This is a genomic window from Streptomyces sp. RLB3-17 (assembly GCF_007113425.2).
Classification (GTDB): domain Bacteria; phylum Actinomycetota; class Actinomycetes; order Streptomycetales; family Streptomycetaceae; genus Streptomyces; species Streptomyces mirabilis_D.
Genome location: NZ_CP041610.2, coordinates 800,704 through 822,148, shown reverse-complemented (window position 1 = coordinate 822,148; position 21,445 = coordinate 800,704). Strand labels below are relative to the sequence as shown.

At 70.3% G+C, this 21,445-nt stretch carries 21 protein-coding genes; 10 read left to right on the top strand and 11 right to left on the bottom strand.

Annotated features, from left to right (window positions below; all coding sequences use genetic code 11):
• Window positions 1–3 precede the first annotated feature (3 nt).
• Both FNV62_RS03985 and FNV62_RS03980 read right to left on the bottom strand, forming a co-directional pair.
• Complete coding sequence (locus FNV62_RS03985) at window positions 4–3,213, bottom strand: alpha-L-rhamnosidase (RefSeq protein WP_144314682.1); 3,210 nt, start codon at window positions 3,211–3,213, stop codon at window positions 4–6.
• Between the two features lie 180 nt (window positions 3,214–3,393).
• Complete coding sequence (locus FNV62_RS03980) at window positions 3,394–5,505, bottom strand: acyltransferase family protein (protein WP_144314681.1); 2,112 nt, start codon at window positions 5,503–5,505, stop codon at window positions 3,394–3,396.
• A gap of 313 nt (window positions 5,506–5,818) precedes the next feature.
• Here FNV62_RS03980 and FNV62_RS03975 point away from each other — a divergent pair, with 313 nt between their 5' ends.
• From FNV62_RS03975 to FNV62_RS03955, 6 genes are all read left to right on the top strand, one after another.
• Window positions 5,819–7,294, top strand: a complete 1,476-nt coding sequence (locus tag FNV62_RS03975; RefSeq protein WP_164404823.1) for an MFS transporter — start codon at window positions 5,819–5,821, stop codon at window positions 7,292–7,294.
• 205 nt (window positions 7,295–7,499) lie between these two features.
• Window positions 7,500–7,922, top strand: a complete 423-nt coding sequence (locus FNV62_RS03970; protein WP_144314680.1) for a nuclear transport factor 2 family protein — start codon at window positions 7,500–7,502, stop codon at window positions 7,920–7,922.
• A complete protein-coding gene (locus FNV62_RS03965; RefSeq protein WP_144314679.1) occupies window positions 7,922–8,761 on the top strand; it encodes an NmrA family NAD(P)-binding protein in 840 nt (279 codons plus the stop codon). The genes FNV62_RS03970 and FNV62_RS03965 overlap by 1 nt, the downstream gene beginning before the upstream one ends.
• The gene (locus FNV62_RS03960) at window positions 8,758–9,531 is read left to right on the top strand and encodes an alpha/beta hydrolase family protein (protein ID WP_225900133.1); all 774 of its coding nucleotides are present in this window, start codon (window positions 8,758–8,760) and stop codon (window positions 9,529–9,531) included. The genes FNV62_RS03965 and FNV62_RS03960 overlap by 4 nt, the downstream gene beginning before the upstream one ends.
• Window positions 9,506–9,835 carry a hypothetical protein gene (locus FNV62_RS55315; RefSeq protein ID WP_225900132.1) on the top strand — a complete coding sequence of 110 codons (330 nt, stop codon included), beginning with the start codon at window positions 9,506–9,508 and terminating at the stop codon, window positions 9,833–9,835. The genes FNV62_RS03960 and FNV62_RS55315 overlap by 26 nt, the downstream gene beginning before the upstream one ends.
• A 138-nt stretch (window positions 9,836–9,973) precedes the next feature.
• Complete coding sequence (locus tag FNV62_RS03955) at window positions 9,974–10,579, top strand: TetR/AcrR family transcriptional regulator (RefSeq protein ID WP_144314678.1); 606 nt, start codon at window positions 9,974–9,976, stop codon at window positions 10,577–10,579.
• 219 nt (window positions 10,580–10,798) lie between these two features.
• Here FNV62_RS03955 and FNV62_RS03950 read toward each other — a convergent pair whose 3' ends face one another.
• The 3 genes from FNV62_RS03950 to FNV62_RS03940 form a co-directional block, all read right to left on the bottom strand.
• Complete coding sequence (locus FNV62_RS03950) at window positions 10,799–11,005, bottom strand: three-helix bundle dimerization domain-containing protein (RefSeq protein WP_143612135.1); 207 nt, start codon at window positions 11,003–11,005, stop codon at window positions 10,799–10,801.
• A gap of 28 nt (window positions 11,006–11,033) precedes the next feature.
• Window positions 11,034–11,429 (bottom strand): luciferase family protein, encoded by a 396-nt coding sequence (locus tag FNV62_RS03945; RefSeq protein ID WP_143599930.1) that lies wholly within the window; start codon window positions 11,427–11,429, stop codon window positions 11,034–11,036.
• Between the two features lie 221 nt (window positions 11,430–11,650).
• Window positions 11,651–12,478: an SDR family oxidoreductase gene (locus FNV62_RS03940; RefSeq protein ID WP_143599929.1), complete on the bottom strand. Its 828-nt coding sequence runs from the start codon at window positions 12,476–12,478 to the stop codon at window positions 11,651–11,653.
• A 77-nt stretch (window positions 12,479–12,555) separates the two neighbouring features.
• Between FNV62_RS03940 and FNV62_RS03935 the strand changes: the two genes are divergently transcribed.
• Window positions 12,556–13,005: a MarR family winged helix-turn-helix transcriptional regulator gene (locus FNV62_RS03935; protein ID WP_143612133.1), complete on the top strand. Its 450-nt coding sequence runs from the start codon at window positions 12,556–12,558 to the stop codon at window positions 13,003–13,005.
• A gap of 74 nt (window positions 13,006–13,079) precedes the next feature.
• On the opposite strand, the gene FNV62_RS03930 is transcribed toward FNV62_RS03935, so the two are convergent.
• Window positions 13,080–14,018 (bottom strand): TIGR03620 family F420-dependent LLM class oxidoreductase, encoded by a 939-nt coding sequence (locus FNV62_RS03930; RefSeq protein ID WP_144314677.1) that lies wholly within the window; start codon window positions 14,016–14,018, stop codon window positions 13,080–13,082.
• A gap of 188 nt (window positions 14,019–14,206) precedes the next feature.
• Here FNV62_RS03930 and FNV62_RS03925 point away from each other — a divergent pair, with 188 nt between their 5' ends.
• Entirely contained in the window at window positions 14,207–15,136 is a 930-nt protein-coding gene (locus FNV62_RS03925) for a LysR family transcriptional regulator (protein ID WP_225900131.1), read from the top strand.
• A gap of 82 nt (window positions 15,137–15,218) precedes the next feature.
• Here the strand turns inward: FNV62_RS03925 and FNV62_RS03920 are convergent, their stop codons facing one another.
• The 3 genes from FNV62_RS03920 to FNV62_RS03910 form a co-directional block, all read right to left on the bottom strand.
• Window positions 15,219–15,770, bottom strand: a complete 552-nt coding sequence (locus FNV62_RS03920) for a DoxX family protein (protein WP_375336680.1) — start codon at window positions 15,768–15,770, stop codon at window positions 15,219–15,221.
• 312 nt (window positions 15,771–16,082) lie between these two features.
• Window positions 16,083–17,084, bottom strand: a complete 1,002-nt coding sequence (locus FNV62_RS03915; RefSeq protein WP_143654287.1) for a zinc-dependent alcohol dehydrogenase family protein — start codon at window positions 17,082–17,084, stop codon at window positions 16,083–16,085.
• Between the two features lie 88 nt (window positions 17,085–17,172).
• Window positions 17,173–17,772 carry a TetR/AcrR family transcriptional regulator gene (locus FNV62_RS03910; protein ID WP_097282615.1) on the bottom strand — a complete coding sequence of 200 codons (600 nt, stop codon included), beginning with the start codon at window positions 17,770–17,772 and terminating at the stop codon, window positions 17,173–17,175.
• Window positions 17,773–17,970: 198 nt separating this feature from the next.
• Here FNV62_RS03910 and FNV62_RS03905 point away from each other — a divergent pair, with 198 nt between their 5' ends.
• The gene (locus FNV62_RS03905; RefSeq protein WP_225900130.1) at window positions 17,971–19,089 is read left to right on the top strand and encodes a PP2C family protein-serine/threonine phosphatase; all 1,119 of its coding nucleotides are present in this window, start codon (window positions 17,971–17,973) and stop codon (window positions 19,087–19,089) included.
• 94 nt (window positions 19,090–19,183) lie between these two features.
• Complete coding sequence (locus FNV62_RS03900; protein ID WP_205523117.1) at window positions 19,184–19,858, top strand: hypothetical protein; 675 nt, start codon at window positions 19,184–19,186, stop codon at window positions 19,856–19,858.
• A gap of 24 nt (window positions 19,859–19,882) precedes the next feature.
• Here the strand turns inward: FNV62_RS03900 and FNV62_RS56960 are convergent, their stop codons facing one another.
• The gene (locus tag FNV62_RS56960) at window positions 19,883–20,011 is read right to left on the bottom strand and encodes a hypothetical protein (RefSeq protein WP_263985273.1); all 129 of its coding nucleotides are present in this window, start codon (window positions 20,009–20,011) and stop codon (window positions 19,883–19,885) included.
• A gap of 276 nt (window positions 20,012–20,287) precedes the next feature.
• Window positions 20,288–21,352, bottom strand: a complete 1,065-nt coding sequence (locus FNV62_RS03895) for an LLM class flavin-dependent oxidoreductase (protein WP_060894646.1) — start codon at window positions 21,350–21,352, stop codon at window positions 20,288–20,290.
• Window positions 21,353–21,445: the final 93 nt, after the last annotated feature.

The following is a 21,445-nucleotide window of genomic DNA, read 5'->3' as shown; positions in this document are numbered from 1 at the left end:
CCGTTACGTCGTGAAGCGGTGCTCGCCGGAGCCGACCCGGTACACCACGCAGCCGTCCTCCGTGCGCAGAAACGTCGCGTGGGTGTGGGTCACCGCGTCCGGGTCTTCCCCGGGGACCCACACCTCCGCGGTCGTGTTGGGAGGCACGGCGCAGCTCAGTACGAACGCGCCGGATCGCTGCCGCCATCGCGTGGAGACCAGGCCGTAGCCGGAGGTGAACGTGGCGCGGGAGGAGGTGACGTCGCCGCCCGGGCGGGGGCGTATGACGATCTCGCGGTAGCCGGGCCGACCCGCCGAGATACCGGCGATGTTGGCGTACATCCACTCGCCCACCGAGCCGTACGCGTAGTGGTTGAAGGAGTTCATGGCCGGGGTCTGGAAGCTGCCGTCGGGCTGGATGGAGTCCCAGCGCTCCCACATCGTGGTGGAGCCCTTGTCGATCTGGTAGCCCCAGCTGGGGAAGGAGCGTTGCCGAAGCAGCCGGTGGGCGACGTCGGTGTGGCCGGTGTCGGTGAGGACGGGCAGCAGCCGGGGTGTGCCGAGGAAGCCCGTCGAAAGGTGCCAGTCCTTGGCCTCGATGAGCGCGACGAGGCGGTCGGCCGACGCCTTGCGCAGCGCGTCCGGCAGCAGGTTCATCGACAGGGCGAGGACATAGGCCGTCTGCGTGTCGCCCTTCACCCTGCCCACGGCGGTGACGTAGGCGTTCTGGAAAGCGGCGCGGACGCGCTCGAAGAGGTCGAGGTAGGGGGCGGAGTCCTTGCCGAGCTCCTTGGCCGTGCGGGCCGCGAGGTCGGCGCTGTGCGCGAAGTACGCGGTCGCGATGACGTCCTTGGGAGTCTCGTCGGAGACGTTCAGCCAGTCGCCGTACCCGCCGGCCGGCCGCAGCAGGTGGTCGCTGTTCTTCTCCAGGTACTTCAGCCACGCCTGGATGGAGGGCCAGGCATCTTCCAGGACCTGTCGGTCCCCGTACGCCTGGTACAGGGACCAGGGGACCGTGACGCCCGCGTCGCCCCATCCGGCGACACCGTTGCCGACCGTACCGACCATGGGTGCCACGTCCGTGAAGGCGCCCTCCGGAGTCTGTGCGTCGCGCAGGTCCACGAGCCACTTGGTGAGGAAGCGGGCCGATTCCATCGTGTACGCCGCCGTGGGCGCGAAGACGTTGATGTCGCCCGTCCACCCCAGGCGCTCGTCGCGAGCGGGCGTGTCCGTCGGTATGGACAGGAAGTTGCCGCGCTGCCCCCAAGTGATGTTGCTGTGCAGCTTGTTGAGCATCGGGACGTCGGTCTCGAAGTCGAGGGTGAAGGGTGCGGAGGTGTGCATGACGCGGCCGGTCACGGCCGTCGCCGGGGGAGTGCCGGGGAACCCGGTCACCTCGACGTAGCGGAATCCGTGGAAGGTGAAGCGCGGCTCGTACGTCTCCTCGCCGCCGCCCTTGAGGGTGTACGTGTCGGTGGCCGCGGCGGTGCGCAGATTCGCGGTGTAGAGGGTGCCGTCGGGGTTGAGCACCTCGGCATGCCGCAGACGTACGGTCGTTCCCGCCTCGCCCGAGACGCGCAGCCGTACCGATCCGACCATGTTCTGGCCGAGATCGAAGACGAAGACGCCCGGTTCTGGTTCGGTCACCGTCTTTGCCGTGAGTTCCCCGGCCACCCGGACCGGGCCGTCCACCTGCGCGACGATCAGGCCGGGAGCGGCGTCGCCCGCGGCGCGGACGTCGAGCCAGGTACGGTCGTCGAAGCCGGGTGAGGTCCAGCCGGAGGTCTCCTTGCGCGCGTCGTACGTCTCGCCGCCCAGCAGGTCGGCGGAGACGATCGGTCCGGAGGCGGCCCGCCAGTTGGTGCCCGAGACGACGCGCTCACTCGTCCCGTCGGTGTACTCGACCTCCAACTGCGCGAGCAGCGCGGGGCGTTCGCCGTACTGATGGGGTCCGAACATACCGACGTTGCCCGCGTACCAGCCCGGAGCCACGTACGCGCCCACGGCGTTGGCGCCGGGCCGCAGGAGCGTGGTGACGTCGTACGTCTGGTACTGGACGCGTTGATGGTAGTCCGTCCAGCCGGGAGCGAGCTGGTCGCGGCCCACGCGGCGGCCGTTGAGGTGGGCTTCGTACAGGCCGAGAGCCGTGGCGTACAGGCGGGCGCGGGCCACCTTCTTGCCCGGGAGCCTGAACTCGTGGCGCAGCTGGTTGGCCGCGTACGACGCCGGGACGACCCGCCCCCAAGGCCCGGCTCCCCAGGCGGCGGCCTCCTTCGCCGCCGGCCAGCCGCTGTCGTCGAAGTCCGCCTCGCGCCAGCCGGCGGCGGGCTCCATGTCCGTCGACCTCCAGGAGTCGTCGGTGACGATTCGCTGTTCGCCGGTTGCCGTGTGCAGGACGAGGACGGCTACCAGACCGGCGGGTCCCTCGGTCGCGTTGGTCGCCGAGACCGCGAGGACGTTCTTCCCGGAGCGGACCTGAGCGAGGACGTCGATCACGGCCGGCCGGCGCCAACCCTCGTTGTCCGTCGCCAGGTCGGTACGGGCCACCTCGGTGCCGTTCACGGAGACGGCGTACACGTTGTCGGCGGTGATGGCCAGGGTCGCCGCCGTGACGCCGTCCGGGAGATCGAGGGTGCGGCGGAACCAACGGGTGGCCGCTGGCGCGCTGTTGGCCGGTTCGCCCTCGGGGAACCAGATCCAGGCGCTGCCCTCCAGCGACGGTGCGTCGGTGAGAGCGGGAGGGGCCGAGACCCATTCCGCCGACCACTGCGCGGCGTCCATGAGGCCCGTCTCCCACCATGCCGCCGCGCTCCAGGCCGAGGCGTCGCCCTTGGCGTCCCAGACACGTACGGACCAGAAGTAGCGCGTCCGCGGCTTCAGTTGGGGGCCCGCGTACGGGACGAGTACGGACTCACCGGAGGTGACCTTCCCGCTGTCCCAGACATCCGGGTGCGAGAGGCCCGATGCACTGGAGGCGACACGGATCTGATAGGCGCTCTGGCGCACCCCCGGTTCGTCCGAGGCCATCGGCCAGCTCAGCCGCGGGTGTTGCGCGTCGAGGCCCAGGGGGTGCTGAACGTACTCGACGGCGGGCGTGGTGATGCGCAGGGCACCGCGTGGCGCACCCGTTCGGGCTGGTGCGGACGCCGTTGCGGCCACTGCTGATCCGGTGTCGGCGACGGCCGCGGCCGTTGTGGCCGCCGATGCCGCCAGGAAGTTCCTCCTGCTGATCACTGGGGCCCCTCACGTAGAAACGATGAATCGATTCACGGCGGTGAACGTAGGGGCGTGCGGGATGGAGGTCAATGAGTGTGCGGGATTTTCTTGCAGAGCTTCCGGGTGGGCACGTGCTTTGGGTGAAGCCGGACGCGTTCGGGACGTGGGCGATTGAACGGTTTCAATCGCCCCGTGCGCTCAGGACGAACCGACGAGGCGGTCCAAGGAGTCGGCGAGGACGGGGGTGAGGGCCGCGGCGTAAGCCTCGGAGAGGTGGCTTTCGTCGCGGTAGACGACGGTGTTGGCGACGACGACGGGGCAGATGCCGGTACGGACCGCGCAGACCCAGGGGCGGGGGTCGACGACCGCGGCGCCGGTCGCGGCGGCGGCGCCGCGGATGGCGGACTGGCGGGTCGCATCGTGGATCGCGCCCGGCAGGTGGTTCGCGCAGGCGTGCAGTTGCAGGGAGTTGTCGGCGGCGCAGTCGACCGGGTCGCCCTTGGGCCATGGGGTGTCGAGCAGGGCGGCCACATGGGCGCCGGAGGTTCCGAGGTCCCGGAAGGTGTCCTCGAAGCCGGTGGTCCACTGCCGCAGGGTGTCGTCGGCGGGCTCGGCGGGGTCGCCCGCGTCCGAGGAGGAGACGACCACCAGGGCAGGGTGAAGGGCGTTGATCCTCGCCACGGCGTTGGAACGCCAGGTGTCGCAGGCCGTGTACGGCTTGTGGCGGTTGACGATGGTCACGCCGGCGACCTTGCAGGAGGCCTTCGTTAGTGAGACCAGCTTCCATCCGCGCTCGGTCGCGAGGCCCTGCAGCGCCGGGAACCACTGGGCCGCGTGGGAGTCGCCGAAGAGCACGACGGTTCGGGAGGACGCGCGGTTGCCGTAGACGCACGGCGGATTGCGCGTGCTGTCGTAGTCGACGTGGCAGCCGTCCCGGTAGACCGCGGACCGCGAGGACTTCACCTTCGGCAGGGCCGGGGCGAGGTTGTTCGGCAGGCTGCCGGAGGACGCGGCCAGGAGCTCGGCCAGCCGCGCCTGCGGGTCCGCCGCGTCGGCCAGCTCCTGCGCCAGTACGGGCGCGGGGCCGCCGACTTCGATCGTCGGCGGGACCGCCGCCGCCGTCAGCGCCAGCACCGTCGCCCCCGCCGACAGCCCGACGCCGAGCGCCAGGGCCCGGTTCGGCCGTCCCCGGAGCGCCCGGTGGAAGCGGACCGGGTTCTCGACGAGGCGCAGCGTCAGCCAGGCCAGGCCCAGCGCGACCGCGCACAGCCCGAGCGCGAGCGGCACCCCGGCGGTGCCGTCCGTGAGGCCCAGCGCCACCGGGGCTACGACCAGCAGCGGCCAGTGCCACAGGTACCAGCCGTACGAGAGCCCGCCCAGCCACACCATCGGCCGCCGCCCGAGCAGCCACCCCGCGCCGTGCGGGGCGGGCGCGCAGCCGCCGGCCAGGACGAGCGCGACGCCGAGGACCGGCAGGAGGGCGTGGTAGCCCGGGAAGGGCGTCTCGCCGTCGTACCAGACCGCCGCCAGCGCGACGCAGGCCAGGCCGAGCCAGGTCAGCGGGGCCGCGAGGGCGGCGGGCAGCCGTTCCAGCCGGGCCGTGGCCAGCGCCACCAACGCGCCGGCGCCGAGCTCCCAGCCCCGGGTGGGGGAGCCGAAGTACGCCCAGGGCGCCGAGGAGTTCGTCACCAGGACGCTGACCACGAACGACCCCACACACAGCGCCCCGAGCACCAGCGCGATCGGTCGGCGCCGACCGCGGGCGGCCCGCCAGCTGAGCAGCAGGAGCAGCGGCCACACCAGGTAGAACTGCTCCTCCACGGCGAGCGACCAGAAGTGCTGGAACGGCGAAGGCGGACTGTTCTGGGCGAGATAGTCCGTACCGGCCGCCGCCAGCCGGAAGTTGACCGCGTACAGCGCGCTGCCGAGGGCGTCGCCCGCGTACTCGGCGAGCCGCGCCTTCGACAGGAACAGCCATGACCCGGCCAGCGTGACCGCGATGACCAGGGACGACGCGGGCAGTAGCCGCAGAGCGCGGCGGGCGTAGAAGGTGCGGACCGACAAGCGGCCGGTGGTAGCGAGTTCGCGCAGCAGCAAGGACGTGATGAGGAAGCCGGAGATCACGAAGAAGACGTCGACCCCGACGTATCCGCCGCTGACCTGAGACACCCCGGCGTGGGAGAGCACCACGAGCGTGACGGCCACCGCGCGCAGCCCCTGGATGTCCAACCTCAAAGAGTGGCCTCCGGGTGGTGCGGTTCTGCCGCCCGCTGGGATGGTACGGACCTCGGCGGGCGTGGTGCTCGGCATCAGGCGCAACTCCTTGGGGGACTGACATGGATTGATGCCGTACTGTCCGGCCGCCGCCCGGAGTTCGGGTGAACAACGCCTCAACTTCACGAGAATCCCCGGTGTGACGAGAAGCCCCGGCGCGCGCGTCCCGATCCCGCTGGTCGGAGGGCTGACCCCGCCGTACGGATGTCGGGCGGTCGAATGGGGGAGGGGAGGTAATCCGTTCGAGCGTCGCGGTCCGCCACCTGTCCGTGGCGATGGTGGCGGCGGGTCGGCTCCCGCACGATCTCCCGGGGGATTCCTGGAATGTCGTGCTCGAGTGAGGGACGTCTTGTCGACCGATTCCGCGACGATGACCGACCATGCCGCCGTTCGTGCCATGCCGCTGGGCGAGGCGCTGGACGGCGCGCCGATGTCCCGGTTCCATGTCCGGTTCTGGCTGCTGGCGGGACTGGGCATCCTGCTGGACGGCTTCGACTTCTTCATCATCGGGGTGGCCAATCCGCTGGTCGCCAAGGACTTCACGGTCGGCTCCGCGCTGCAGGGACTGGTCTCGGCTGCCGCGATCGTCGGTGCGATGTGCGGCGCCGCGCTGCTGGGGCCGTTGGGGGACCGGATCGGCCGCAGCCGGATCTTCCGGCTGGACCTGTGGATGTTCGTGGTCTTCTCGGTGCTGTGCACCCTCGCCTGGGACGCCTGGTCGCTGGCGGCGTTCAGATTCGCACTGGGGCTGGCGGTCGGTCTCGACTACCCCATCGCCGCCGGCTACCTCGCCGAGATCCTGCCGTCCAAGAACCGCGGGCGGTGGTTGGTGGGCGCGTTCAGTCTGCAGGCCGCCGGGATCCTGCTCGGCGCGGTGGTCGGTGTCGTGGTCCTCAACGTCCGGCCGGAGGTCGACTCCTGGCGGATCATGCTGGGGTTCGGCGTGCTGCCCGCCCTCCTGATCATCTGGCTGCGGCGCGCGGTGCCGGAGAGTCCGCGCTGGCTCGCCCAGAACGGACACGAGGAGGAAGCCTGCGAGATCGGGCGGGCACTCGCGGGTGTACCCGTGACGGTGACCGGTGCCGACCGGGAACGCCTGGAGGGTCCCCCGGAGGGGTTGCGCGCGTTCCTCCAGCCGCAACTGTTCTCCCGACGGTGGAGGCGGCGCACGATCTTCACCGCGGTGCCCTGGTTCCTGATGGACATCGCCACCTACGGCGTGGGCATCTTCACCCCCACCCTGCTGGCCTCGTTCGCACTGGCCGGCGCCAACAGCACGTTCATCGCCGATGACATCGCCTCCACCAAGGGCACCGCGGTGCTGGACGTCTTCCTGGTCATCGGCTTCTGGCTGGCCATCGTGCTGGTCGACCGGGTCGGCCGGGTACCGCTGCAACTGACCGGATTCGGCGTCATGGCCCTCGCGCTGTGCATCCTGGCCGGGAGCGCCCAACTGCCGGGCGGACCGCAGGCACACCTCTCCATGGTCGTGGTCGGGTTCGCCCTGTTCAACACCTTCATGAACCTGGGCCCCAACTCCACCACCTTCACGCTGCCCGCCGAGGTGTTCCCCTCCGAAATGCGAGCCGCCGGCCACGGATTCGCCACCGGGTGCGGCAAGTTGGGCGCGGCCCTGGGCACCTTCCTGTTCCCGGTGCTCCTGGCGCGGCTCGGCGAGAGCCTGTTGCTCTACGGCGTGGCGGTCACCAGCGCGCTCGGCTTCCTGGTGACGTACCTCTTCCGCATCGAGCCGCGCGGACGGTCGTTGCAGGAACTGTCGGGACTCGATGCCGCCGCACTGGCGCCCCGTATCACCCCTCCGTGACCCGTCCGCGTCACCGGTCGCGCTCAGGCTTGCGAAGCGGACTGGCGGTCCGTATGCTCCGGTGCATACGGACTGTCGGTCCGTTTTCATTCGGGTGTCCCGCCGCGGGAAACCGTCATCACTGGATAGCGCGCTTCTCGTGACGAGTGGCCGTACCCCACGGGCTGGGATCACCGTGTCTTCGAGCAGAACGGAAACCTTGATCATGGCAATGCCGATGACGGCCGCTGAGCTGTACCGCCACGGTCTGCGACTGCTGGTGGAGAAGGAGATCCCCGGCTGGGTGGACCTGTGGGACGAGGCAGGCGTCCTCGAGTTCCCCTTCGCGCCCCAGGGCTGGCCCCAGCGGCTGGAGGGCCGGCAGGCCGTCGGGGAGTACATGCGCCACTACCCCGACCACGTGGACGTGCACGACTTCCCCGACGTGACGATTCACCAGACCACCGTCCCCGAGACGATCGTGGTGGAGATGCGCGGAGTCGGCCGCCTGGTCGAGACCGACAGCCCCTTCGACATGACCTACATCGCCGTGGTCACGGTCAGGGACGGACGCATCACCTCCTACCGCGACTACTGGAACCCCCTCGCCGTTCAGCAGCCCGGCGCCGACTTCGTAGGAGCCAACTGATGAACGCCCCCAGTGCCACCCTGGTCATCGGGGCCACCGGCACCACCGGTAGCCGTGTCGTCGCCGGGCTGATCGCCGAAGGCCACCGCGTAAAGGCGGCCGGCCGAAGCGCCACCCCGGTGGAGGGTGCGGAGGCTGTCCGCTTCGACTGGAACGAGCCCGCGACCTTCGGTGCGGCCCTCGACGGCGTCGACCGCGTCTACCTCATCCCGCCGATCGGCTCCTCGGACCCGGCCGCGGTCATGCTGCCCTTCCTCCGCCGGGCCCGATCGGCCGGCGTGCACCGCGCGGTGCTGCTCAGCTCGTCGGCGATCCCCTCGGGCGGTCCTGCGGTGGGACAGGTCCACCAGGCCCTTCCCGGCCTGTTCGAGCAGTGGGCGGTACTGCGGCCGTCCTGGTTCATGCGGAACTTCGCCGGCTTCACCCCCCACGCGCGCAGCATCCGCGAGGACGGCGTCATCCTGACGGCCACGGGAGACGGCCGCGTCGGGTTCGTCGACGCGGAGGACATCGCCGCCGTCGCCGTACGTGCCCTGACCGACGAGCAGGCCCCCGACGCCGACCTGATCCTGACCGGTCCGCAGGCGCTGAGCTACGACGACGTCGCCGCGATCATCACCGAGGTCGGCGGCCGGCCCGTCGTGCACCGGCATCTGACGTTCGACCAGCTGCGCGACCGCTGGGTGGCGGAGATACCGCTGGAGTTCGCCACGATGCTGGCCGGCATGGACCGTGCCATCGCCGACGGCGCGGAGGACCGTACCTCGGACACCGTCCAGCGCCTCACCGGCCGCCCTCCGGGCACGTTCCGCGCCTTCGCCGAACGGGAGTTGTCATGAAACAGCCGATGTTCCACGACGATCCACCCTTCTGGTTCGAGACCCTGCGCAACCTGGGTCTCGCCGCCTACGGCGGCTCGGACGTCGGCGAAGTCATCGCCACCGCCGCCCGCGTCACTCCCGGCGACTACGACAGCTGGCACGACGCCTGGCTCTCCACCGCCGAACGCCTGGAGGCCGAGGCACGCGGAAGCCACCCCGTCAGCGCACGCGACGGACTGCTGCGCGCCTCCAGTTACTACCGGGCGGCCGAGTTCTTCCTCCACGGCCACCCCGAGGACCCGCGCGTCGACCACGCCTACGAGCGCGGCGTCTCCTGCTTCCGCGACGCCATCGCCCACTTCCCCGGCGTCACGCCCGTGGAGATCCCCTACGAGGACACCGTGCTGCACGGCTACCTCTACCGGGCGACGGGCGAGGGCCCGAGGCCGGCGGTGGTGATGCACAACGGATTCGACGGCGCCGCCGAGGAACTGCACTTCTCCGGCGCACTCGGCGGGCAGGAACGCGGCTACCACGTCCTGACGTTCGACGGCCCGGGGCAGCCCGCGGCCATCCACCGGGACGGGCCGGCCTTCCGGCCGGACTGGGAGAACGTGGTCGGTCCCGTCCTGGACTTCCTCACCCGGGACCCCGGTGTCGATCCGGCCCGCACCGCGCTGCTCGGCGTCAGTCTCGGCGGCTACCTCGCGCCCCGCGCGGCCGCCTACGAGCCGCGCCTGGCAGCCGTCGTCGCCCTCGACGGTGTCTCGACGCCGTCTCCGCCCTGACCGCGCACCTTCCGCTGCCGCACGAGGAAGCCGTCCGGCGCGCGGCAGCCGAGCACGACGAGGAAGCTTCAAGGACGGGAGCGCCGGGAAGATCGCCTGCCCCGTACTGGTCTGCGAGGCGACCGACGACCTGTTCTACTCCACCACCGAGGAATCCGATCCGCGCAAGCTGTACCGGCACCTCACCGCACCCAAGACGCTTCTCAGCTTCACCGAGGAGGAAGGCGGCGACGCCCACTGCCACCCGGGTGCCCTCCGTCTGGCGGTCGCGCGTATCTTCGACTGGCTCGACGACACGATCTGACCCGTTGCGCGTCACGCGGAACGCTCGGCTGCAGCCCCTGTGCGCGGGAGGCGCAAGCCGGGCGCGAGCCGCCACTCACGCGAACCCACCGCATATCATTCCCGGGGGCCGGGACAGGCCGAAGACCAAGGAGGCCCCGTGGCCCAGCGCACAGAACGCGCGGACGCCCTGCGCAACCGAGAAGCCGTCCTGGCTGCCGCCGACGCCCTCTTCGCGGCCAGCAGCAGCCCCCACGGCGTGTCGATGGACGACATCGCCGCGGCCGCGGGTGTGGGCAAGGGCACCCTCTTCCGCCGCTTCGGCGACCGCGCCGGCCTGATCGGCGCTGTGATCGCCTCCCGTCTCGACCCCCTGCAGCGAGCCGTACGGGAAGCGCAGGACGCGGCCGGCTCCTCACCGCGGCAGCTGGTGCTGGACCTCCTCGATGCCTCACTCCGCTTCAAGATCGAGAACCGGAACCTGATGACGGCCGCGGAGGACGCCGGTCTGAGCAGCCCCTACCAGGCCGAGCACTACGGCTGGTGGCACGAAATCCTCCGTGCGGCACTGGAACGGGTGCCAGGCGTCCACAACGCGGATTTCACCGCCCACGCCCTGCTGGCCGCCATCCGCGCCGACCTCGTGGCGCACCTGATCGACGATCAGAAGATGACGCCCGAAGGCCTGCGCTCCTCGCTCGCGGTCTACATCGACAGCGTCCTTGGCGGCAGTTCCGATCAACCCGGCACGCGCAAGGACGCGTGAGTGACCGCTCCCGGCCCGCAAGCCGATGTTCGCCACCGGCCTGGACGCCGCCGCACGTAGCGCGTCATCGCCGACCACGGGCCGGCAGGGGATGACCAGTCCGGTGAGTTCCCGGGCGGAGGACGTCACGCGAGAACCGTCCCCGCAGGTCAGGAGAGAGGTACACGAGTACCTACTTCGGCGGGCGCGCCTGCCCTCGCCGCCGCGCGAAGCGCGATGTCAGCCCTGAGCCTCGTTCAAAAGGGCGCGCGCCTTGCGTTCGACCAGGACCGGAACGAAGTCGCGCACGGGCCGCTCACTGAAGGCGGTGTGAGCCGTGGCTACGGCCGCCTCGACCTGCTCGGGCGTACATGTCTTCTCGTAGGCGCTCGTGAGACGTTCGACGACTCCGCGGATGGCGTCTTCCTCGCGCGTCTCGACAGCCACGACGTCCCCTGCCCGAAAGATGTGTTCCTCAGCTTCCGCCGGAATTGTCACGCGGAAGCGCCATGTCGTGGTGATCATTGCACTCGGCCGACGGCGCGTCGCGGGAAACCGGCCACGCCTGATGGGCCTGAAGAGCGAGGCTCACCAGGGTCAGCAGCAGATCCATGTCCGTCTCGACTTCGAGGCGTATCGTCACCCACCGCGAACCGGGCACCAAACGGACCGCGGTCGCGCCCCTGAGGTGGTCTTCGAAACGCCGGATGGCGCGGGCGGTGAGGTGCAGGTCAACGTCCTGGTCCGTATGGAAGTGGACGATCTCGTGATGGACCGTGCGCAGCGCCCGCCCCGTGCCACAGCTGGGCGGTGTCTCCGTGAGGTCCGGCCAACTCGCCAGTTGCGCCATGGCGCGCAAGGCCATCGTCATGTACCCATCATGCCCAGCTCACCACGAAGTCACCATGACTTGGGGAAGCCGTAACTGAGGCGCACCGTCTGAATGTCCGGATACCGGCTCGCAGGCCGACGGGGCCTCTGCGGCGCCTTTGGCTCCCGGCGTCCGCCGTGGGTGACGTGCCATCACTGAGGCGGCATGTCGGAGCGGTCGCCGAAGCCGACGTGGACAAGGTGGTCGTCGACCTGCGGCTCTCACGCCCCGAGCCACGAGGCGGTCAGAGCCTGTACGGCCGAGCCGTCGGCGTCGGCCAGCTTGACCGCGGTGAAGCTGGCCGCGGACTCGGAGCTCTGGTAGCGGAATCGGGGCTCGGCGGCGGTCAGCGCGCCCACGACGGTCTCCGCGCACTCCCGGGCCGACTGCGCCGCGGAGAACGCCTGCTGGGTGCGGGCCAGATAGCTGTTGATCACCGACTGGTAGTCCCCGGCTCCGGCGACCAGAGCCTCGACGTCCCGGTCGGCCCGCACGTTCGCGACGAACTCGGTGGCCACCGCGCCGGGCTCGATCACGCTCACCGGGACACCGAGCTTGCCGACGACCGGGGCGAGACTCTCCATCCAGCCCTCGACCGCGAACTTGGCCGCGCAATAAGCCTCGTTGAACGGCTGGCCGACCACGCCTCCCACGCTGGTGACCGTGATCAGACGCCCTTCGGCAGCGCGAAGGTGCGGCAGCGCGGCCTTGGTGACCTGGACGACTCCGAAGAAGTTGACCTCCATGACGTCGCGGACGTCGTCGACGCTCTCCAGCTCGATGGTGCCGAGGTGTCCGGCCCCGGCGTTGTTGATCAGCGCGTCCAGCCGTCCGTGATCGGCGATCACACCGTCGACGCAGGCCCTGACCGAGTCGGGATCCGTCACGTCGAGCTGTCGGACGTCGGCGTCGGGCAGCCGCTCGAGGAGTGCCGAGGCCTTGGCGGTGTTCCGCATGGTCGCGACGACCTTGTAGCCCGCCTTTGCGGCGAGTACGGCGGTTTCCAGACCGATGCCGGTCGACGTGCCGGTGACGAGGGCGATCTTCATGACGAACCTCCATGGTTGCGTGTACACACACATATTAGAGTTGTGTGTGCGTGCACGCAAATTGGTAGACTCACCTGGTGACGGACATCAGGCTCAAGCAGGCGGAACTGCCTGTCGAGGACCAGGCGTACTACCGCCTCGTGGGGGTGAGCACTGCCCTCACCGCACGCGCGAGCGCCCGGTTGGAGGAGGACTTCCGCCTGCCGGCCTCGTGGTTCGAGGTACTGCTGTGGCTCTACCACCAGGACGGGCCGCTGTCGGCCACCGATCTCGGCTCCTGTGCGTTGATCAGCCGCAGCCAGGTCTCCCGGGTGATCGACGCCCTCCAGGCCCGCGAACTGGTCATCCGCGCCCCCTCGGCCACCGACGCCAGGTCCGTCGAGGTGACCATCACACCGCAGGGCCGCGACCTCTTCGAGCGCGCGGACGCCGCCCGCCGCGAAACCCTGTCGCCGGTCCTGGCGGACAGGCTGGACCCGGCCGAGCTCGAAGAACTGGCCCGCATTCTCCTCAAGCTCAAGGGCTGACGGCGGTATCGGCCGGCGCCGCCCCGGTGCGTGTCTGAGGGCGCACCGGGACCGGACCGCCGGACAACGCCGGCTCAACCTGAGGTGTCGACGCCGGCCAACGCCGGGGCGAGCCATTCCAACTGGTCCACGCCGACCGAGAAGTCGGTGCCGACCTGCGACAGCAGCGCAACGTGATCCGCCCCGGCGGCCAGGTGCTCGCGCACCTTGGCCGCGATCGCGGCCGGATCGCCGTGGGCGATGATCGCGTCCACCAGCCGGTCACTCACCTCGGCGATGTCCTGGTCCGAGTAGCCCAGCCGGGCCAGCCCGGCGGCGTACGACGGCTGGCCGAGGCCGGCCGACACCCGCTCCCGCGCGATCGCCCGCGCCCGGTCGCGGTCGCTGTCGGGGACCACGGACAGTCCCACGACCAGCAGCTTGTCCGGGCCGAGCACCTGCCGGGCCTGCGCGGTGAACTCGGGGGGCTGTACGGCGGGCAGCGCTCCGTCGGCGATCTCGCCGGCCAGCGCCAGCATCTTCGGACCGTTCGCGGCGATGATCCGGGGAACGGCGACGTCGGGCGCGGGCGGCTGGGTCGGGGCGGCCATCCGTTCCACGTAGTCGCGCATGGTGGCCAGCGGGCTGCCGAACTCCTGGCCCACGTCGGCCGCCTGCTGCGGGTGGCCGACCCCCAGGCCGAGCACGAACCGGCCGGGATGGGCCTGGGCGAGTACGGCCGCCGCACCGTGCATGGTCTGCGGTTGCCGGGCCCAGATATTCGCGATGCTGGTGCCGAACGCCAGCCGCTCCGTCGCCGACAGCAGCACGGCCAGCTGGACGAGGGCATCCTTGCCACCGATGACCTCGTTGGTCCACACGGCCTGGTAGCCGACGCGTTCCAGGCGGCGGACGGCCTCGCGCTGGAGATCGATGGACAGGGGGGTGGTGAAGGAGACCGGCAGGGTCACGCCGACCGGCCCCAGGGCCCGGCGGGCCGCGTCGATCACGGTAGTGGTCCCCGTGGACCCCATGAATATCCTCCTCGGATCGCCGGCCCGACACGGAGCTGGACGGTGTCCGACCGGTGATTCCACTGTGTGACCCCCGTGCACTCCAGGTCCAATGAATGTTTCGCACTACGCATCCCGATTTGCGCAACACCCCAGTTCGCGGCGGCCATTCGGGCATACGTCGATCGGCGAGGGGCTACGCTGCAGATGTGCCCGACTCGCCACCACCTGCCCAGGACCTCGACCTGAAGCTCGTGCGGTGCTTCACCGTCGTCGCCGAGCACCGGCACTTCGGTCGCGCGGCCACCGCCCTGCACCTCACCGCGTCCTCGCTGAGCCGGCAGATCAGTCGTCTCGAACAGCTCGTGGGCGCCCAACTGCTGGACCGCACCCCGCAGGGCAGCCGGCTCACCGAGGCCGGCGAGGTCTTCCTCCCGCTCGCCACAGCACTCCTGCGCTCCGCCCACCAGGCCACGGCACGGGCCCGGGCCGCCGCCCGGCCGGCCCGGATCACCATCGGCTACATCGCGAACATCATCGTCACTCCGGCGGTGCGCGAGTTGCGACGGCGGCACCCCGACGCCGAGGTGCGCTCCGTCCACCTGCCCTGGAACGAACCACGGGCCGCGCTGCTCGATCACCGGGTGGACGTGGCGGTGGCCCGGCTGCCGTTTCCCACCGACGAACTGCACGTCACGGTCCTCTACGACGAACCCCGGGCGCTGCTGGTGCCCCTGGACCATCGCCTGGTCGGCAAGGAATCGGTCACCCTCGACGACATCGCCGACGAACCCCTGTCCCGGACGCTCGACCCCATCTGGAACGCCTTCTGGCGAGTCGATCCCCGACCCGACGGACGCCCGGCACCCGATGGTCCGCTCGTCGAGGGGACCATCGAGGACAAGATCGAACTCATCGCGGGCGGGCAGGCCGTGGCCATCGTCCCGGCCTGCGCCCGCATCAACAGCCTGCGTCCCGACCTCACCACGATCCCGCTGGAGGGTGTCGAACCCAGCCACGTCGTGCTGGCCACCCGCGCCGGCGAGCGCGGCCGTCTCGTGACCGCCTTCCGCCGATACGCCGAAGCCCACCTCACCGTTCCCGACCCAGGGAGCCCTGAGGTTGGCCCTCCCGCGTGATCCGCGGAATGACTCCGTGGCGCGGCTGGCAAATGGCTGACGGCTGACGGCTGGCGAACGGCTACTGGCTACTGGCGAATGGTTAGAGGATGAGGACGATCGCGGCGCCTGTTCCGCCCAGGAACAGAGCGAGGGCCGCTTCGGCCCAGCCTCCTTTGCCCCACGGGAAAAGACGGTCGACGGCCAGCTTTCCCGGGCCGATGGCCGCGACGGCGAGTGCGGTGACAGTGATGCACACGCTGTACTCCACACCGCCTTGGGTGTCCCACAATCCATGCGCCCCGCTCACGGTCGCCATCGCATTGATCATCACGCCGATCAGGGCAGCCGCCGCCAGCGGCGTGAACAGGCCCAGAGCGAAGCCGATCCCGCCCAGGAATTCGGAGCCGCCGCCCATGGCGGCGTAGACCTTTCCGGGACGGTACCCCAGCGCGGCGAATCCCTTGCCCGTGGCGGTGAGGCCGTCGCCACCGAATATCCCGAAGAGCTTCTGGGCGCCGTGTCCTGCCATGAGCAGGCCGAACGTAAGTCTGATGAGAAGCAGGCCGCAGTCACCGGCGGAGACCGCTGCCCGCGCGGGGGCGTCGACTGTCGGAGCGGTGGGAGAGCGCAGTCGCTGCGTTAGGTAATTCACGGGGTGCTCTTCTCCGCAACGCGCTCCGGAACGGTACCGGCTGACCATCCAGGAGCTCGCAGAGCTGATCGTCCGGTCGCCCTGGCGCGTTGAACACCTTCAAGACCTTCAGGACGCCATGTACGGAGGGCTACAACGCTGCCGCACGCGGCCGGAAAGGAAGTTCTCGCGTCGGATCGCGTCGGGCCGCCGGTCGTTTTCTCGTGCGGCGATACGGCCGCACTCTCCCATCCTTACTCCATTCCTTTCCGCACGGTCGAGCGTTCGACGGGGAAGGTGCGCGAGCACTACAGGCGGGATACGAAGCGCGACTCACGGTCCGCCGGGAGTCTGGGCGATGTCCACCACGACCTTTCCTGCCGCGGTGCCCTGTTCGACCGCCGCGTGTGCGTCGGCGACGGAGTCGAGGGTGAAGGTGCGTGGGTCGAGCCGTGGCTTGAGGGAGCCCGCGTCGGCGAGGGCGGTGGCCTCGCGCATGATCTCGCCGTGGTGCGCGCGGTGGCTGCCGGTGAGCATGGGCATGAGGGTGAACACGCCGGAATAGGTGGCGCCCCGGAAGGAGAGGGGAGCGAGGGCGTGGGTGCCCCAACCGAGGGCGCTGACGACGTGGCCGGTGTACGTGCGCACGGCGGTGAAGGAGGCGTCGAGCACGGGACCGCCGACGGTGTCGAAGACGATGTCGAAGCCCTCGCCGCCGGTGTGTTTGCCGACGTACTCCGCCACGGACATCGCGGTGCGGTCGATGGGCGTGGCGCCGAGGCGCGCGACCGTCTCGGCGTGGGCGGGGGAGGTGGTGGCGTAGACGTCGGCGCCGTGGGCGCGGGCGATCTGGATGGCCACGTGTCCGATGCCGCCGGCTCCGCCGTGGATGAGGACCTTGTGTCCGGGACGGACTCGGGCGCGGTCGATCAGGCCCTCCCACGCGGTGATGAAGACCAGCGGCAGTGCGGCGGCTTCGCGCATGGACAGGGCGGCGGGTTTGACGGCCAGCAACCGGGCGTCGACCGCCGCGTACTGGGCGAGGGAGCCTTGGAGGTCGCCGACCCCGCCCGTGAGTCCGTAGACCTCGTCGCCGACTTCGAATCCGGTGACGTCGGCACCGACTTGCTCGACGACACCGGCGAGGTCGAGGCCGAGTACGGCGGGCAGGACGGTCCGGGCGTGTGCGGCCTTCCCCGCCCGGATCTTGATGTCGAGCGGGTTCACTCCGCTGGCCGCGATCTTCACCAGGACCTCGCCCGGGTCGGGGGCGGGCCGGGGGAGGTCCTTGAGGATCAGGGGTGCCCCGAACTGTTCGAGGATCGCTGCGCGCATGGCCCTGCCTTCCTTCCTGGAAGTTGTTCGTGCGTACGGAGCCGGAGGCGTGGGGCGTCTCGCGGTCACGGGTGTGCCCGGTGGCCGGTCACGGGAGGTCGTCGGTCCTGTCACGGCGGGTGTGGTCGACGAGGAGGCGCCGGGCCGCGGATCTGGCCTGATCCACCACCGCGCGGTCCTGGAGCAGCCGTCCGGACGCGAGGGCGCCGTCTATCAGGAGGCCGAGGTGGCGGGCGAGGGAGTCGGGGTCGGCGGCGCCCGCCTCTGTGCTGAGCCGTGTCAGCCAGGTGTGACGGCGTTCGGTGTGCTGCACGGTGATGGCCCGGGCCTCGGAGTCGAGCGCGGTCTCGACGGCGGCACTGACGAAAGGGCAGCCGAAGAAGCCGTGCCGGTCGAAGGCGTCGGTCAGTGCGTCGAAGAGCCCGGTGATCCGGGCCGCCGCGTCGTCGCCCGCCCGCTCGGCGGCCGCCTCCAGTTGGGCGCGCCAGGATATGTCGGTTCTGCGCAGGTAGGCCGCGACCAGCTCGTCCTTGGTGCGGAAGTGGACGTAGAGGGTGGATTTCGCCACCCCTGAGGCGGCGATCACCTGGTCCACGCCGACGCCCCGCAGGCCGTTCGCGTAGAACAGCTCGGCCGCCGTGTCCAGGATCTTCTCGACCGTGTTCGTCCTTCTCGTGCGCGTCGCCATGTGCGGGCACCTCCCTTAATCGAACAGACTAGTCCGTTCGATTAAGGGGGGCAATGTCGGCCAACGAGATCGACACCCGTCGGCGCCGAACGTTTTGGACCACCGCTCCACTGTCCCGCCGTGCGTCTGGGGTCCCGAGCCCGGCCCGACCGCCCGGTGCCCCGCTCCATATCCACTTCGACCGATATGATGCGTTTTGTGATCATGTCCGGACGGCTGCGGCGCCGTCGTTCCCCCGGCGGTGGCTGGTGGGAAGCTGCCCCGCTGTCACCGGTGGTCCTCACCGTCCTCATCACCTGCCTGGCGTTCTCCACACCGAGGGAGATCGCCGTCAGCCGACTCCTGCCCGCCGCCCCCGCCCTGGCCGCCGCGATGTGGCCCGTACTGCCCACGATCCTGCTGGGCACGTTCTGCCTGCTGGTCATGATCGGCCTCAGCTTCGTCTACACCGACCTGGGGACGCAGTACACCGCGGCCGCGATCGTCGCGGTCACCCTGGCGGCCGCCTACGCCAGCCATGTCCGACTTCAGCGGGAGGAGGCGCTCTTCCACATCCGCCTCGTCGCCGACGCGGCCCAGAAGGTACTGCTGCGCCCTCTGCCACGCCGCATGGAGGACGTCGAGATCGAGTCGCTGTATCTGGCGGCCCAACAACAGGCCAGGATCGGCGGTGACTTCTACGAAGCCGCCGCTACGCCGTACGGGGTCCGGCTGCTCATCGGCGACGTACGCGGCAAGGGCCTGTCCGCGGTGGGGGCGGCGTCGGCGGTGATCAGCTGCTTCAGGGAGGCCGCGTACGACGAGCCCGACCTGAGAGGCGTCATCCATCGTCTGGAGGTCAGCATCATCCGCTACAGCGCCGCGTTTCCGGCGCAGGACCTGCCGGAGCGCTTCGCCACCGCTCTCATCGCCGAGATCCCGCACGGCGGCGGCCACGTCAGACTTCTCAACTGTGGGCACCCTCCGCCGTTGCTCGCGCATCGCGGGAAGATCCGCGTCCTGGATCCCACCGCTCCCTCGCCGCCTCTCCATCTCGCGGCGCTCCTCGGAGACCACTACTGCGTCGACACCGTCGCCTTCACCCCGGGCGACCAGCTACTGCTCTACACCGACGGCGTGTCCGAGACCCGGGGCCGCACCGGCGAGTTCTTCCCGCTCCCGGACTGGATGCGGCGGCAGGGCCCGAGGCCGCCGCGTGAGCTGCTCGACCGGCTTCACCAGGACCTGCTGCACTACAGCGGCGGCAGGCTCAACGACGACGTCGCGGCCCTCGCGGTGAGGGTCCCGAGCACCCAGCCACCGGAGTACCCGGTGTAGGTGGCCGGATGCCGTGGTCGGGGCCCGCGGTCGGATCCGCGGTGCGGCGTGGGCGGTGACGCGACGAAGCCGACCAAGGCTCGTTGATCACCGCATGAAGAACGTCATCATGCGGCGGCAGTTGCACGTCCTGGCCACGGTTGCCGCCCTGACGCTGGGAGTTGCGGACGCGGGAAGCGCGCAGGCAGGCCCGGCGGCTCGGGGTTGCCCCACTGCGGAGATCTTCGCCACCGACAACACCGCGATCATCACGGATCCGGCCGACTCCCGGCTCAACACCCGCCTGACGCGCTTCGACCAGGAGGTGCGCAAGATCATCCACGCCCACGGAGCCAGGTCCGGCTCCTCGACGCTCCTGGACGGCGTCTTCTGGTCCGGCGACCTGAGGAAGGCCACCTACGAGCGTTCACGCGAGTTCGACGTCGACCGGGTCGGCCGCGACGGGCTCCACCACATCGCCGACGTCGTCGCCAAGCAGTACCACCAGGAATCGGTGCTCACGTTCCGCTGCCTGCCGCGCACCTCGACGGACACCGACGCGGTCGAGATCCAGGCCCCCGGCGTCAGCCGGACCCGTCTGCATGACGCGCTGCTCGCGGACGCGGAGGCCCGCGACCGGCTCGGCGGCGGCTCGGTCACCCTGGACGGGCGGCTCGTCCTCATCGCCCCGCTCGCCGACCTGCCGGTGGCCCAGAGGTTCACGGCCGAACTCGGCGTCGACTGGAACAGAGCCGAGGTGCGCTACGGGGACGAGGAGTCCGTGAGCTGAGACTGCGTCCCGCCCGGCTGAACGTCACGCGCGCCGGGGGCCGGCCGGTATGTGCGTGACGGCCACGAAGGTCACGAAGGCGGCCAGACTCCCGCACGCGAGACCGGGCCAGTCGGCCCAGTCGGCCCAGTCGGGATCGGTGGGAGCGGACATCACGGCTCTGATGAGCCTGTCCGTGGACCATGCTGTCAGCTGGACGCACGGCAGGGAACGAAGGTTGCGGCGTCAGCAACGGGAAGGGGCGGTATCCGTCGGCCCTCCGTCGCGCACTCAGTGCGCGGGCCACGGATACCGCCCCGACGGACACGGCTACGGCCGTGTCCGATGGGTCGCGTGCTCCCACAGTCGCGACCCTCCTGCAGCCGTGTCAGCCATCACGGGGTGCAGGCGGCTTGGACGGCGACGCCGGTCGGCTTGAGGGGGAACACCTCACGAGGCGATCAGCTCCCGCACCCGCGGGGCCACCTTGGTGCCGAAGAGCTCGATGGTGGTCATGAGCGTCTCGTGCGGCAGACCGTTCATCCCGTACTTGAGGTCGAAGCGGCTCGCGTCGAGCTCCCGGAGGGTGGTGGCGATCTTCTGTGCCACGGTCTCCGGTGATCCGACGAACAGCCCGCCGCCGGGGCCGACATCGTTCATGAAGTGCTCGAAGGTCGGGACGCGGAATCCTCGCTGCCGGGCCATCATGCGGATGGTCTTCTCGTAGTACGGCCAGAACTCCTCCACCGCCTGCTCGTCGGTCGCGGCCACATGCCCCGGACTGTGCACGCCGACCGGCACATCGGGCCGGTCGAACTTCTCCAGTGCCTGGCGGAAGAGCTGCGAGAAGGGGGCGAACCGCGCGGTCGGACCGCTGATGATCGCGAGCATCAGCGGGAATCCGTAGCGTGCGGCACGGACGACGGACTGAGGATTGCCGCCGACGCCGATCCAGGTGGGGATCGCTCCGGACTCGCTGTGCGGGTAGACGGGCTGGTTCGCCAGCGCCGGCCGGGTGCTGCCGGACCAGGAGACGGGCTTCTCCTTGCGCAGTTCGGCGAAGAGGCCGACCTTCTCCTCGAAGAGGGTGTCGTAGTCGCCGAGGTCGTAGCCGAACAGCGGGAAGGACTCCGTGCTCGAGCCCCGGCCGAGGATCACCTCGGCACGGCCGTCGGACACGGCGTCGAGGGTCGCGTACCGCTGGTAGACGCGCACGGGGTCGTCCGAGCTGATGACGGTGACACCGGATCCCAGACGTATGCGCGACGTACGCGACGCGATCGCCCCGAGCACCACATCCGCCGCCGAGAGCGGCATCCAGTCGACGTGGTGCTCACCGATGGCGAAGTGGTCGAGTCCGACCTCGTCGGCGAGGACACCCTCCGCCACCAGGTTGCGGATCGTCTCGCCGTGCGAGAGCGGTCGGCCCTGGGCGTCGTCGGTCACGTCGCCGAACGTGTCCAGTCCCAGCGTGATCGGGTGCCCGCCCGCGGGGGAGGCAGCACGTTCTGACATCGGCGGATTTCTCTTTTCCCGTAGCGGTCGAAAGGGGGCTCAGGCTCCCGCACCCCGCACCGGTGTCGGACGCCGGTGCGGGGCATGGGTGGG

Coding starts and splice junctions, on each gene's coding strand:
- FNV62_RS03980 (WP_144314681.1), bottom strand. CDS start 5,505: ATGCCGAGCACCACGCCCGCCGAGGTCCGTACCATCCCAGCGGGCGGC.
- FNV62_RS03970 (WP_144314680.1), top strand. CDS start 7,500: ATGGCAATGCCGATGACGGCCGCTGAGCTGTACCGCCACGGTCTGCGA.
- FNV62_RS03965 (WP_144314679.1), top strand. CDS start 7,922: ATGAACGCCCCCAGTGCCACCCTGGTCATCGGGGCCACCGGCACCACC.
- FNV62_RS03960 (WP_225900133.1), top strand. CDS start 8,758: ATGAAACAGCCGATGTTCCACGACGATCCACCCTTCTGGTTCGAGACC.
- FNV62_RS03945 (WP_143599930.1), bottom strand. CDS start 11,429: ATGACGATGGCCTTGCGCGCCATGGCGCAACTGGCGAGTTGGCCGGAC.
- FNV62_RS03940 (WP_143599929.1), bottom strand. CDS start 12,478: ATGAAGATCGCCCTCGTCACCGGCACGTCGACCGGCATCGGTCTGGAA.
- FNV62_RS03930 (WP_144314677.1), bottom strand. CDS start 14,018: ATGGGGTCCACGGGGACCACTACCGTGATCGACGCGGCCCGCCGGGCC.
- FNV62_RS03915 (WP_143654287.1), bottom strand. CDS start 17,084: ATGCGCGCAGCGATCCTCGAACAGTTCGGGGCACCCCTGATCCTCAAG.
- FNV62_RS03910 (WP_097282615.1), bottom strand. CDS start 17,772: ATGGCGACGCGCACGAGAAGGACGAACACGGTCGAGAAGATCCTGGAC.
- FNV62_RS03900 (WP_205523117.1), top strand. CDS start 19,184: ATGAAGAACGTCATCATGCGGCGGCAGTTGCACGTCCTGGCCACGGTT.
- FNV62_RS56960 (WP_263985273.1), bottom strand. CDS start 20,011: ATGTCCGCTCCCACCGATCCCGACTGGGCCGACTGGGCCGACTGGCCC.
- FNV62_RS03895 (WP_060894646.1), bottom strand. CDS start 21,352: ATGTCAGAACGTGCTGCCTCCCCCGCGGGCGGGCACCCGATCACGCTG.